The 13,197-nt window shown below is 27.2% G+C and carries 18 protein-coding genes; 1 reads left to right on the forward strand and 17 read right to left on the reverse strand.

Annotated features, from left to right (window positions below; translation table 11 throughout):
• Positions 1 to 99: 99 nt before the first annotated feature.
• Positions 100 to 687, reverse strand: coding sequence for a TetR/AcrR family transcriptional regulator (locus QX51_RS16185; protein ID WP_039680943.1), 588 nt, complete (start codon positions 685 to 687; stop codon positions 100 to 102).
• Between the two features lie 177 nt (positions 688 to 864).
• Between QX51_RS16185 and QX51_RS16190 the strand changes: the two genes are divergently transcribed.
• Positions 865 to 3,078 (forward strand): YhgE/Pip domain-containing protein, encoded by a 2,214-nt coding sequence (locus QX51_RS16190; RefSeq protein ID WP_039680944.1) that lies wholly within the window; start codon positions 865 to 867, stop codon positions 3,076 to 3,078.
• A 106-nt stretch (positions 3,079 to 3,184) separates the two neighbouring features.
• Here QX51_RS16190 and QX51_RS16195 read toward each other — a convergent pair whose 3' ends face one another.
• From QX51_RS16195 to QX51_RS16250, 16 genes are all read right to left on the reverse strand, one after another.
• Positions 3,185 to 3,712 (reverse strand): hypothetical protein, encoded by a 528-nt coding sequence (locus tag QX51_RS16195; protein ID WP_039680945.1) that lies wholly within the window; start codon positions 3,710 to 3,712, stop codon positions 3,185 to 3,187.
• A gap of 189 nt (positions 3,713 to 3,901) precedes the next feature.
• Positions 3,902 to 5,449 carry a murein biosynthesis integral membrane protein MurJ gene (murJ, locus tag QX51_RS16200; RefSeq protein ID WP_039680946.1) on the reverse strand — a complete coding sequence of 516 codons (1,548 nt, stop codon included), beginning with the start codon at positions 5,447 to 5,449 and terminating at the stop codon, positions 3,902 to 3,904.
• A gap of 18 nt (positions 5,450 to 5,467) precedes the next feature.
• Positions 5,468 to 5,644 carry a hypothetical protein gene (locus QX51_RS20755; RefSeq protein ID WP_161791940.1) on the reverse strand — a complete coding sequence of 59 codons (177 nt, stop codon included), beginning with the start codon at positions 5,642 to 5,644 and terminating at the stop codon, positions 5,468 to 5,470.
• A 74-nt stretch (positions 5,645 to 5,718) separates the two neighbouring features.
• Positions 5,719 to 6,702 carry a DUF389 domain-containing protein gene (locus QX51_RS19655; RefSeq protein ID WP_082007857.1) on the reverse strand — a complete coding sequence of 328 codons (984 nt, stop codon included), beginning with the start codon at positions 6,700 to 6,702 and terminating at the stop codon, positions 5,719 to 5,721.
• A 9-nt stretch (positions 6,703 to 6,711) separates the two neighbouring features.
• Positions 6,712 to 6,978, reverse strand: coding sequence for a DUF389 domain-containing protein (locus QX51_RS19665; protein WP_052233118.1), 267 nt, complete (start codon positions 6,976 to 6,978; stop codon positions 6,712 to 6,714).
• Between the two features lie 131 nt (positions 6,979 to 7,109).
• Positions 7,110 to 7,238, reverse strand: coding sequence for a hypothetical protein (locus QX51_RS21845; protein ID WP_408645578.1), 129 nt, complete (start codon positions 7,236 to 7,238; stop codon positions 7,110 to 7,112).
• 38 nt (positions 7,239 to 7,276) lie between these two features.
• On the reverse strand, positions 7,277 to 7,726 hold the full coding sequence (locus QX51_RS21310) for a YitT family protein (protein WP_200886411.1): 450 nt from the start codon (positions 7,724 to 7,726) through the stop codon (positions 7,277 to 7,279).
• Positions 7,727 to 7,887: 161 nt separating this feature from the next.
• The gene (locus QX51_RS16215) at positions 7,888 to 8,703 is read right to left on the reverse strand and encodes a DUF2705 family protein (protein ID WP_039680947.1); all 816 of its coding nucleotides are present in this window, start codon (positions 8,701 to 8,703) and stop codon (positions 7,888 to 7,890) included.
• On the reverse strand, positions 8,703 to 9,608 hold the full coding sequence (locus QX51_RS16220) for an ABC transporter ATP-binding protein (protein ID WP_039680948.1): 906 nt from the start codon (positions 9,606 to 9,608) through the stop codon (positions 8,703 to 8,705). Before QX51_RS16220 ends, QX51_RS16215 begins: the two co-directional genes overlap by 1 nt.
• 148 nt (positions 9,609 to 9,756) lie before the next feature.
• Positions 9,757 to 10,452 (reverse strand): MJ1433 family protein, encoded by a 696-nt coding sequence (locus QX51_RS16225; protein WP_039680949.1) that lies wholly within the window; start codon positions 10,450 to 10,452, stop codon positions 9,757 to 9,759.
• Positions 10,453 to 10,537: 85 nt separating this feature from the next.
• The gene (dapB, locus tag QX51_RS16230; RefSeq protein WP_039680950.1) at positions 10,538 to 11,284 is read right to left on the reverse strand and encodes a 4-hydroxy-tetrahydrodipicolinate reductase; all 747 of its coding nucleotides are present in this window, start codon (positions 11,282 to 11,284) and stop codon (positions 10,538 to 10,540) included.
• A 224-nt stretch (positions 11,285 to 11,508) separates the two neighbouring features.
• The gene (locus QX51_RS16235; protein ID WP_039680951.1) at positions 11,509 to 11,760 is read right to left on the reverse strand and encodes a fatty acid kinase subunit FakA-related protein; all 252 of its coding nucleotides are present in this window, start codon (positions 11,758 to 11,760) and stop codon (positions 11,509 to 11,511) included.
• Between the two features lie 421 nt (positions 11,761 to 12,181).
• Positions 12,182 to 12,388 carry a hypothetical protein gene (locus QX51_RS20430; RefSeq protein WP_141660772.1) on the reverse strand — a complete coding sequence of 69 codons (207 nt, stop codon included), beginning with the start codon at positions 12,386 to 12,388 and terminating at the stop codon, positions 12,182 to 12,184.
• A gap of 5 nt (positions 12,389 to 12,393) precedes the next feature.
• Positions 12,394 to 12,606, reverse strand: a complete 213-nt coding sequence (locus tag QX51_RS16240; protein ID WP_039680952.1) for a hypothetical protein — start codon at positions 12,604 to 12,606, stop codon at positions 12,394 to 12,396.
• Positions 12,593 to 12,781 (reverse strand): hypothetical protein, encoded by a 189-nt coding sequence (locus QX51_RS16245; protein WP_039680953.1) that lies wholly within the window; start codon positions 12,779 to 12,781, stop codon positions 12,593 to 12,595. Before QX51_RS16245 ends, QX51_RS16240 begins: the two co-directional genes overlap by 14 nt.
• Positions 12,782 to 12,882: 101 nt before the next feature.
• Entirely contained in the window at positions 12,883 to 13,182 is a 300-nt protein-coding gene (locus tag QX51_RS16250) for a hypothetical protein (protein ID WP_039680954.1), read from the reverse strand.
• Positions 13,183 to 13,197 lie beyond the last annotated feature (15 nt).

A 13,197-nucleotide genomic window follows, 5' to 3' on the forward strand; every position in this document is an offset into this window, starting at 1 on the left:
AATAACTTAATAATTTCTATTATTACCAATAGAAATTTAACTACTAAATTATCTAAAAATATTACTATCAGGTTATATATATTGTAGCAACTACAATAATTATATTTTACAGCTGTATAAAACACCTTTTACTAAATTATAAGTTAAATTTGCAATCTCCTGTGATGATTCCATACAACCACCCTTCATCCATGATTTCAAAATACCAATATATCCACTTTTAACAAATGAATAGACATATGCAAGATGATCCAGCTTTCCATCAAAATCTTCTTTAAGTTGATCTTTAATATGATTTTCAACTAATTCCTCTAACTTAAATAAAAAACTAATATCACCATTTTTGCTGAAAATGCATTTGCAAAATTCAACATTTTCTTTTATAACATTACACATATCTTCAATAAATTCATGTGCTTCTTTATATAGATCATGATTTATACCTTCTTTAGTAATATGCAATTCTAAAATGTATAAAAACTCATTATAAAGCTCTGTTTCCAACTTTTCCAACATATCTGGTATGTCACAATAGTAATTATAAAAAGTAGATCTATTTAAATCTGCAACAGAAACTAATTCTTTAACTGTAATATTATTTACTGGTTTTTCTTTCATTAATCCTATTAAGCTATTCTTTAAAGACTCCTTTGATTTCCTAATTCTACGATCATTTTTTGTATTCATAATTTTACTCCTTTTGCCAAAATAAACAACATTTTGCCATAAAATGTCGTTTATCATACATTTTTAACTTTTTTAATGATTGAATATTATATTTTATAAAATTATAATTTTTATTATAACACAAAAACAACATCGTGTTGTTTATTAAAACTTAATATGGAGAAAGGTGATACATATATGCTAAAAAATGAATGGAAAGATTTATTCAAAAACAAATTTCTAATTGTGGCTCTTATAGCCATCATAACTATCCCAACAATTTATTCAACTTTATTCTTAAGTTCTATGTGGGATCCTTATGGAAAAATTAGCAATCTTCCCGTTGCCGTAGTTAATAATGACGTTTCTGTTAATTATGAAGATATTAAAGTAAATGTAGGAGAAAGACTAATTGACAGTTTAAAGGAAAATGACTCCTTAGCATTTAATTTTGTTGATGAAAATGCAGCAATGGATGGTTTAGAAAATGGTACTTATTACATGGTAATTACTATTCCTAAAGATTTCTCAAAAGATGCTACTACTTTATTAGATAAAAAGCCTAAGAAAATGGTATTAGAATATGCTACAAATCCAGGTAAAAACTATATCGCCAGCAAAATGAGTGAAACTGCTTTATCTAAAATTCAAAATACAATTTCTGAGGAAGTAACAGAAACTTATGCTAATGTTATCTTTGAACAATTTGATACTGTGGGAGATGGACTTAGCGATGCCGCTGATGGCTCATTAGAGCTAAAAGACGGTTTAGGTGATTTAAAAGATGGTGGTGTGAAAATAAATGATGGCTTAAACACTTTATCTAATAGTATGCTAACATTTACTGATGGTACTAATACTTTATCGCAAGGCTTAAATACTTATTTAGCAGGTGTAAAATCTTTAAATGATGGTGCAAAAGAACTTTCAAATGGTGCTAATCAATTGGCTGGTGGTGCTAGTGAATTAAACTCTGCTGTTCAAAAAATATCTATCCCAAGTATATCTTTAAGTGATGAGCAAAAAAACACTTTAAAAGAAACAGCAGCTTCAAGTGTAGGTGGTTATGCTAGTCAATTATCATCTGGTATAGGTAGTGCTGTTAGCTCTAAGGTAAAAAACACTTTAACTTCTGAAAATACAGTTAAAGCAGTTTCTACAGCAATACTTAGTGATAACAACATCAAACAAATGATGGGCGCTCTTCAAGCTGTTGGATATACAAATGAACAAGCTCAAAGTTTAGTTATTGGCATAATATCAAATACATTAAATGGTGTATCTTCTAACATTACTGCTGATTCTATAACAAATGCAGTTTCACCTTCAGTATCTAGTACTATGAGTCAAATTGCAGCAGGAGCAGCAGAAAGCGGAGCTAATGCAGTTGTTAAAGAAGTAAATTCAAATCTTTCAACTTATGAAAAAATGTTTACTACTTTAAAATCATCTACTAAAACTCTTTCAAATGGATTAAATACATTAAGTGCTGGTGCCAAAGAATTAAAAACTGGTTCAGACAAACTTGTAGCTAATAATTCTAAGTTACAGTCTGGTATGTCATCACTTTCTGACGGTACTAATAAAATATCATCTGGAGTTAATGAATTAAAGAATGGATCTGTAAGTTTAAAGAAAGGTTTACAAACTGCTTATGATGGAAGTAATACTTTACAAACAAGTTTAGCTGATGGTGCCAAATCTGTTAAAGATACTACTTCTACAATAAATAATAATACTTTAGAAATGTTTGCATCACCTGTTGAATCTTCTAAAACTCAAGTAACAGAAGTTGCGGATAACGGTCACGCAATGGCTGCTTATATGATGGTTGTTGGTCTTTGGGTTGGATGTATGGGATTCTGCACAGTTTATCCTTTAACTAAAAATAGTGGAAAAATAAAATCAGGCTTTAGATTATGGCTTGGTAAAGCAAGTGTAATGTATCCAGCAATAATATTAGCTTCACTAGCAATGATTACAGCACTAAGTTATTTCAACGGATTTAGCCCTGCTGATTTAAATCAAACAATATTAGTTGCAGTTGTTGCTGCAATAACATTTATGAGTATAATCTACTTCCTAAATGTTGCCTTTGGAGTAGTTGGTAAATTCTTAGTTCTAATATTTATGGTCTTACAATTGGCTGGTTCTACAGGTACTTATCCTTTAGAATTATCTGGTGATTTTGTAGCCAAAATAACTAATTACCTTCCATTTACTCATGTAGTTACAGCATTTAGAAGTACAATATCTGGTGGACCTAATATTAAAGGTAATTTAGCTTTTCTTATAGCTGTAGCCGTTGTTATGATATTATTAACAATTGCACTTCTTGAATTTAAAGTTAGATTTAAATCAAATAAAAATAATTTAAATGAAAGTAATATAGACGATAAATTAGCAGTTTAATAATTTAAAAATAGAAATAGCAACTCTATTAGATAACTTATCTAATAGGGTTGCTATTTTTTAATTAAACTATTTTATTATCTTTTTTACATATTATATAATATTGTTATTTCATTAATTCAGATTCAAATAAATCATCCCAATTGTCACCATGTTTTTGTTCCATTAAATCATCAAAGTCATCACCATACTTAGCTTCTAATTCATCTTCCCAATTAACAGGTGCTTCCACTCTATTTAACATTTCACTTAAGTCACCTTCTATTGATTTTATTAAATCTTCTTTAGTCGTTCCCTCATTTAATTTTGCATTCATTTTTGCTTCAAATTCGTCATCCCAGTTTTCGCCATATTTTGCTTCCATGGCATCATCCCAGTCATCACCATACTTAGCTTCTAATTCATCTTCCCATTTTCCATTATACTTACCTTCTTCTAAAGCTTTTAAATCTTTTTCTAAAGAAGTCATATCCACGTTATAATTTGATGCACTATTATTTGATGTTGTTTGTGCTTGTGTAGTTGGCTGATTATTAGCCTTTTCTGCACTAGCTTCAGTATTTCCTGAACACCCTGTTAAAATTATTGATCCCCCTATAAGAGTTAATGTTAGTATCGATTTTATATTTTTCATTTTATTTTCTCCCTTTAAATTCTGTTTATTTTTTATATACTATATATACAAATCAAAAATTTAATTTGGGTACTTTTTTTATAAAAAGTATAATATTTTTTACAATATAAAGGTATACCATTTTTATACATATTTTTATAAAATTTAAAAAGGTATATCTTAATATGATTCAAGATATACCTTAAAATTTTAAGCTTTTTTAAGCTTATTTTTTAATGTAGCCAAGATTACATTAACTTCTTGTATTCTAAGAGCCATAACACATATACCATACACTATTGCTCCACTTACCACTGACGTTGCTAATGTTATAATTTCTTTTAATGTACCTGTTCCTAATCTAAGTGCTAAATTGTTATATACAAATCTAGTTACAAGAGCCATTAACAACGCTGACAAAAGTGCTTTAATAAATACAGTTACCACATATTTTCCACCAAATGGACCAATTTTTATTCTCAAGTTTATAAATAATAAAATAATAGTCACTAAGGCTGATGTACTAGTGGCAAGTGCCAAACCTGCCAATTGCATATTTGTAAATTTAACAAAGGAAATATTTAAAATTATATTTAATCCCATGGCAATTGCTCCATTTATCATAGGTGTTTTTGTATCTTGCAAAGAATAAAATACCTTACCCAAAATATCTCTAAGTCCAAAACCAATCATTCCTATAGAGTAAAATACAAGTGCCACTGAAGTCATATATGTTGCTCTTGCATCAAATTCTCCCCTTTGAAAAAGAATTTTTACAATTGGAGTTGATAAAATTATAGCTCCTACTGATATAGGAATAACTAATAAAATAACTGTATTTATAGCTGTTATTATAGATTTATTAAATTCCACCTTATTATTTTCTGTTGATAATCTTGAAAGCATGGGATAAACAACAGATGAAATTGATACTATAAACATCCCCATTACAAATTGATTTAGTTTGTTTGCATAGTTTAGTGCTGATATACTTCCTTCAACTAAAGTAGATGCTATTGTCCTATCAACTATTGTATTTATTTGGTTTACTGCTACACCAATAAGAACTGGTCCCACAAGCCAAAGCATCTTTTTAAGATATTCATCCTTAAAATTTAAAATTGGTTGATATTTATAACCTCTTTTCATGGCAAAAGGAAGTTGAAATAAAAATTGTCCTAAAAGCCCTATAAGTGCTCCAAAAGGTAGTATATATGGTGATGTTTTTACACTTAAAATTATTGATATTATTATACAAAGATTATATGGTATGGGCATAAGTCCTGGAATTATAAAGTTTTCTTTTACTTGCAAATAAGCCATCATTATGTAACTTATTCCCAAAAAAGGAATACCCAGCAACATTATTCTTGTGAAATAAATTGCTTTTTCCATTGTCTCTCCCTTAAATCCTAGGGCAAATAATTTTACTATTTGTGGTGCAAAAAAAGCTCCTACAATTGCAAATATTAAACATATTAAAACAACCACATTGAAAATATTATTTGTATATTTTACTGATGCACTGTCTCCATCTTTTGATCTTACTTCACAAAATAATGGTATAAATGCTGTTCCCAAAGATGTTCCCACTGCAGTAAATATAACTGCTGGAATATTCATAGCAACTAAGAATGCATCGCTTGTTGATGATGCTCCATAATATGCTGCTAAAGTTAATTCTCTACCAAAACCTAACATTTTTGCTACTAAAGTTGCCGCCATAAGTCCTATGGCAGCTTTTGCTACTTTTGACATTTGTTTATCTCCTATACTTTACTTATTATTCTTTAATGATTTTTGTATTTTCTTTGATTCCATAGAAATTATTAGGTTTTGTAAAGAACTATCTTCTTCTCCTGATATATTTGATAATTCGCCTAAGAATGCGTCGCCCATTATTCTATACTCCAATTTCTTTTCTTTATATTTTTTACTTTTTTTCTTTGTCATTGAAATATCTCCTTTTATCTTATTTCATATAATTTAATCTAAAATTTATTGACTAATAATTTCTATAAATACACTTACATCATTAGAGTTTCTCCTTGCTTTAAACCAATCTTTAATTTTTTCTTTATTTTTTCAAAAGTTTTATCATTGCTATAAACTACAATAATCGGCACACTTTTATTAGAATCATTTTTACTTTCTGATGATTCATCCAAATAGCCCATATAAATTTTACTTATCTCATGATATATGGATTTTAATTCTTCAAATATATCTTTCGCATTAAAAATATCTTCACTTGTTGTTGATTTATAATTACTTCTAATATTGCTTTGATTACTTTTTATACTATCCATATATTGCTCTAAAACTGAAATATTATTTTCTTCTTGCTTAATAACTAATTTTTTATGACCTAAGTTATAATCAGATAGTTTTTTATTCAATAATTGTAATTGAGGCTTAGTTATTGTTTCTCCCAAAGTAACTAGTATTATAATATCATCTTTTTCATCTATATCCTTACTAATCACATATTGATTTTTTAATTCTTCATCTATAAAAGAATTTAAATTTGTTTCATCTATGGTATTTTTAATAAAACCTATAGCAGAAATCATACTAGGTATTATAACTATAATATATGAAACTATAATGAATTTTTTAATTCTTTTTTCTTCATTAAAATCTTTATTTTTACTAGGAATCCCCAGTAACTTATTGACTAAAAGTGTTGCAATAGCTATGAAAAATCCATTAATAAAAAATAAATAGCCTGCACCTAAGAATATACTTGCTTTTCTTGTTGCAAAACCATATCCTACTGTACAAAGGGGTGGCATAAGTGCTGTGGCTATGACAACACCTGAAATTACATTGCTACTTTTATCACGAGTAATCCCAATCATTCCTGCTATTCCACCTACAAGTGCAATTATTACATCCCATATAGTAGGTTTTGTTCTGGCTAAAATCTCACTTCCTGCTGTATTTATGGGAGAAATCCAAAAATATAAAGTAGATGTTACTATACTAATAGCTATGGCAATTCCTAGTATTTTAAATGATTATTTCAAAAGTTTTATATTATAAGTACCAACTCCATATCCAATTCCTATAATATATCCCATCAAAGGAGAAATTAACATAGCTCCTATAATTACTGCTACAGAGTTCATATTTAAGCAAACGGAAGCAATAATAATTGCACACATTAATATAATTAAATTAGATCCATGTACATCCATTCCTTCTAATATATTTTCATGTATATCTTCAAAACTTGCTTTATTTTTAGCAAATTGTTTCCTTAACTTGTATATATTAAATTTCATCATTGTATCTCCTATACGAAAATATTATTAATATTTTTAATATGGCCTAATTTATTAAATCTCATGTGTACTTATTAAAATTAAAAAGGTACCTAGTTTTTAACTAGATACCCGAAATTTATTTACACTTATTATGCTATTTTTTTAATTTTTAAAAGATTTTCTTTTAATATATAATCCAAAATTTTAGAGTATACAAATGTAAAAATCATACCTATAATCACTGATTTTACTCCATATACAATTAATCCAATAAACAATACTACTATGTTAATCTTACTTATTGATTTAGCTATATTTATATTATTATTTTCTTATGAATAATCAAAGCTATAACATCTACTCCCACTGTTGATGCATTTACTATACTACAGTAATAATATCCTATTCCTATAAATATGGCTGCTAATATTAAATCCAAGACTACATTTACATGCAATGAAAAAGGTAAAGAGTAAAATAATGAAAATGACATGGAATAAAATACGCTACTAAATATGGATTTTGAAAAATTGTCTTTACCTAAGAATATATAGCAAATTATTAATAATAATAAAGTTAATCCATTAGTTAAATATAAAAGTGGCACTGAAAGCATTTTATTTAATATCATAGATATACTAGTCACACCACCATTTATTATTTCATTGGGAACCATCCACTTTGAACAAGCTATTCCCAAGAATATATTTCCTATTAATATTATGGATATTTCCTTCGTATACTTTTTTACTGTGTTTTTATCCATCTTTTTCTCCTGTATTTTAAAATTTTTTAATCTACAACATATAATATTATACATAAAATTTTAACTCAATAAACAGTATTGATCAAATATATAAATTTATAATATACCTATATTAGCAATAAAAGTCAGCAAACATTTGCTGACTTTTTATTTTTATTTGATTAAATATTCATATCTTTTCTTTTATAAACTAAATAAGTACTTAAAATAGAAACAAACATTATGCAAATCCCTATTATAACAAGTTTCGCTTCAAATCCATTTTTTAAAAGATCACCCGGAGCATAATAATCAAATGGCGAGAAATACTTAAGAAATTCAAAATCTTCTTTTAATTTCCCTATTATTCCAAATAAGTAAGAAATAAAAAATATTCCAATTGATATGGGAATCCCTCCTTTGTCAGATTTAACTAAGGCTGAAATTAATATTCCTATAGACATAAAAACAAGCCCTAAAATAAACATTCCCATATAAACTGTTTTTATATTTATTAAAAGATCCATAAGTTCCACATTATCTGGTTTTACAAATAAAGAAACAATAATTGTAATTGCTCCTATTATGACTATATAAATAAAATAAATTAAAATTATTGATAATAACTTTGTTGTAACAATCTTACCTCTTTTTATTGGCTTTGAGTATAAAAACTCTATAGTCCCTTGGCTTTCTTCTTTTATAAGGGCATTAACTCCAAGTATTGCCCCATAAACTGCACTAGCCATAGATATGTATTGAATAACATAAGCAAGATAATTAAATATATCTGAAAAATCCATTCCTGAATCTATATTAAAAGCTTTTAGCATATCTACTGATAAAGCACCCATTTTATCATTTACCAATTCTTGTATACCCATGTCAGCCATAGTTGGAAAAAGTGACATAAACAAAGCTATCATCATTCCACATACTACTGACCAAGTAAGGCATGATTTAAACAATCTTTTAAATTCAAATTTAAATATATTCATTATTTCTCTTCCCCCTTATTTTCATAGTAATTTAAGAAAGTATCTTCAAGATTTTCTTTTTCTATTAATAATTCCTCAATAGTATACTTACTTAATTCTTTTACTAGGGAATTTGCATCTTTATAATAAAGGAAGACAAATGAGTTATTTTTATTTTCATCCTTAGCTTCATTTAATATTTTTCCACCCAAATCTAATACAATTTCTTTATTAATATCTTTACTACTTAATGTGATTTTTAATCCTAAGGTCTCAGTTGCTTTCTCCAGTTCAATCACATCTATTATTTTTCCTTCTTTTATTACAGCAACTCTGTCACACAGGTTTTGTACTTCATTTAAATTATGAGATGATAAGAAAACTGTATTTCCCTTTTTCTTTTCTTCTACTAATATATTAAAAAGTTTTTTCTGCATAAGGGGATCTAAACCGTTTGTCGGCTCATCTAAAATTAAAAGTTTGGGATTTTGAATTAGTGCTTGTGCAATGGCTACTTTTTTCTTATTACCAAGGCTCAGTTCTCCCATCTTCTTTTCCATATCAAGTTCTAAGTCCATACATATTTTCCCCAAGTCTTCATCGCTAACATTTGGATAAAAACTTTGAGCATATTTCATTATATCTTTTACTTTGACAGTGTCATAGTATTTCACTTCACTGGGTACATATCCTATATTCTCTTTTATTTTGCAACAATCTTTTACAATGTCCATTCCAAAGATTGTTCCACTTCCACTAGTTGGATATACAAAGTTTAAAAGTGTCTTAATTGTAGTAGATTTTCCTGCACCATTTGGCCCTATAAACCCATAAATTTCACCTTCATTTACGCTTATATTAACACTTTCAATCCCTCTGTTTTTCTTATAACTTTTAGTCAGATTCTTAGTTTCAATTATCTTCACTATAAATCCCCCATTTTCATTTTATTTTATAATATTAGTATAGGATTTACTCCTTCTCCTTTCAAATACTTTTTTAATAGTATATCTATTAAAATTATATTAATCTAAAAAAGATTTACTCAGGATTATATCCTAGTAAACCTTTTTGCTAATTAAACTTAAATGGATTTATCCTAATAGCATTATCGTATAAAAATGGATATGATTTATTTAAATATTTTAAGTAATCAACCCATTGTATTGCAATATTTTTATAAACCCTTAAAATATCTTTTTCCAAATGACTAATATCTAGCTGATCAGTTTTATCATTTTTATAAAAAGTAATCTCATCTCTTAAGTGTATTACTGACATAAGTAAGTCTGTAAAAATCTCATGTTGCATTATATTTTCATTACTAATTAAATCCACTAGTAAATTACTGCTTTCCAATAATACATCCATTATTTTATCCAGATCTATTTCTTCAATATCTATAATATACTTATGTTTTTCAACTTGACTCTTTACTTCATCTAAATCATTAAATAAAATTATAGAGTTTTTCCCACACTTATCTGCTTTTATTATTAAACGCATTAGCTTATATCCAACTTCTGTAAAGAATAGTCCAATTAACATATTTAATTTTTCCATTCTTTCTTGTTTAGCTTTATAATCTATTAGTCTTTCTAAAATTAATGTTACAACTAAACTGTTTATGGGAATAAAACATAAATTCATTAAAGAATAATACGCTGTGTTTACAGCTTGACCAAATACAAAATAATGTATTATAAACATAATAGCTGATATGGCTACTAAGATTAGTGATACTACTATATAATGTTTTTTATTTTTCATCATTTTCCTCCTAATTTTACCAATACCTTGATTATTATATCATAGGAGAAAAGGTTTATCCTTATTATATTATCATTTATGTTTATTATCCAAGTAAAACATCATTCATATCGTATAACCCAGCATTTGCATTTACAATAAATTTAGCTGCCATAACAGCTCCTTTTGCAAATATCATATTAGATCCAGCTTTATGCTTAATTTCTAGAACTTCATCATCTCCTGCAAAAATCACATCATTGTCTCCTATAATAGTTCCACCTCTTATTGTATGTATAGCTAGTTCATTTGGCTGTCTTTTAGCAGACTTTCCATGCCTTCCATAAATATTTGTAAGTTCACTTCTTACTTCCTTAATAACATCTGCTGTCATATAAGCTGTTCCACATGGACAATCTTCTTTTCTATTATGATGTTTTTCTATTATTTCTATATCAAATCCATCTAATAATCTAGTTGCTGTTTTTACTAATTGAAGCATTACAGTTATACCTATTGATGTGTTTGAAGATTTAAATACTGGTATTGATTTTGCAGCTTCTTTAACTTTTTCATTTTGTTCATCACTGTGTGCTGTAGTACCTATAATTACTGGTATTTTTCTATCTATGGCATATTCCAATATTTCTTCCAGTCTAGATGCTTTTGAAAAATCTATTATTACATCAGCTCTTCCTACTATATCACTAAACTTAGGATATATTTTAAAATCTGCATCTTTTAAATCATAATCTGAAACTGCACAAAATACTTCTACTCCTTCAGTTTCATTTATACATTTTACTATTTCTCTTCCTGTATTTCCAAGGCCACTAACTATTATATTTATCATCACAATTCTCCTCTGTACAAAATGTATACTTTCAATATAATGGTAATTTATGCTGCATATTAATGTCAATTAATTCACATAAAAATACCCTATTCTCCAAAAGAAAATAAGGTATTTTTTAAGTTATATATTAAGTTTTTATTAAATATCACATTCTTTTCTATTAATTGTTCTCGTTATCAATCTCTAATATTTATTAATTTTCATAAAAGTCTTATAAAAAACTACCCTTGAAGTCCATTAGCTTGTCTATCCATATTCTCTATAACAACATCATGAATATCTCCTTTTGAAGCACAGTATTCAAGTACCTTCCATGGGGTATTGGTGTGGAAATGTATTTTGATTAAACTTTCATCTCCAACTGCAAGTAAACAGTCTCCTTCTATATTTGACTCTATGTAATCATTGATTTCATCTTCTGAAAGATTATTTCCTTCAATTAATAATTGTGTATCAAATTTATACTCTAACATAATCATTCTCCTTTTTCTATTTTATTTATATTTCCTTACTTAATAGATTTTTAAACTAATAATTATATTATACACTAGTAGTATAGCTTTCTAAACATTTTCTACATAAAGTACATTTATATTAAATCCCTTAATACAAGTAGAACCACAATTTCCTAAATGGAAAAATGATGGTTTATTACATAAATTTAAATATATTAAGATATTTTACTTTTTTTATTATTCTCAACAACAAGATAAATCATAATAAGCACTACTGAAATAGCCATAGCCACAAGTAAATCCATAAATATTTTTTAATTACTTCCATTATTTAAAATTCCATTAAATGCAGCATTTACCCAAGTTAGAGGTAATACGAGTGAAAAATTTTGTACCATTTGTGGCATAAGTTGTCCCGATGCCAAAGTAAGTACAGTAACTATACGTGAACAAATATTATCGCTACTAGTTTTTTCTTAGCTAAAGCTGTGGTAAAAATCCCTATACAAACAGCAAACAAACTAAAGACTACTATTAAAAGTAATATTGGTAAAATATTATTTAGATTCACATTTACTCCGTAAAATAAAGATACCGCTCCCAGTATTGCTATTACTTGTATAAATATAAAACAAAATAACTCCATTAATTCTAAGGATAAAAGTGATGAAATTTTTGCATGAGATATTTTACCCTACTTCCCAACTTCTCCTTAATATAAAATGTGTTTTTGAAAGCATGAACACTTCCTAGCAAAATCGCCATTTCTAACATTACTAGTGCAAAATACTTACCATATTCCATATCATCTAATATTGATTTTGATTTTTCATTTTCTCTACTATATTCTTCATTTTTTATCATATTTGAAATATTTACAGATGTCAAATTCATCTAAAGCTTCACAATAAGAACTTATTACTGCACTTTTACTTTCACCTACTATAACCAAGTTTATTTCTTCTTTCCCACCTTCAAAAGAAAATATTATGGTAAATATATGAAGCAGGATAAGTGCTAAAAATATATTTGATAACACTGTATTTTTATCTCTAAGTCCTCTTTTTATGGAGGATAATATTATATTCTCTCTCCAATAAAAACTTTTATAGTAATTAATTATCTAAACCAATCATTTTACTATCCATTTGATTTTGCCATAAATTTAGCCATGTGTCTGTTTATATAATCATCAATATCATCATTATCACTATCAAATCCCCACTCATCTTCCAACACCCTTATACTTCTATAAGTTAAACCTACGTCTTGTTTTAATTTAAAATCTATAAGATCATATAACCAGCATTCACGAGTATTTTCTTCCCAAAGATTATTTGATTTAATATAATCATCTAAAACTAATTTGTATTTTAGTAAAGTAAAACGGTCGATAGTTATATTATTTATTCCTACATTAAATTTACTTCCCCTTGTCATAAGTTACCCCCTAGA

The sequence above is a fragment of the Terrisporobacter othiniensis genome (assembly GCF_000808015.1).
Taxonomy (GTDB): domain Bacteria; phylum Bacillota; class Clostridia; order Peptostreptococcales; family Peptostreptococcaceae; genus Terrisporobacter; species Terrisporobacter muris.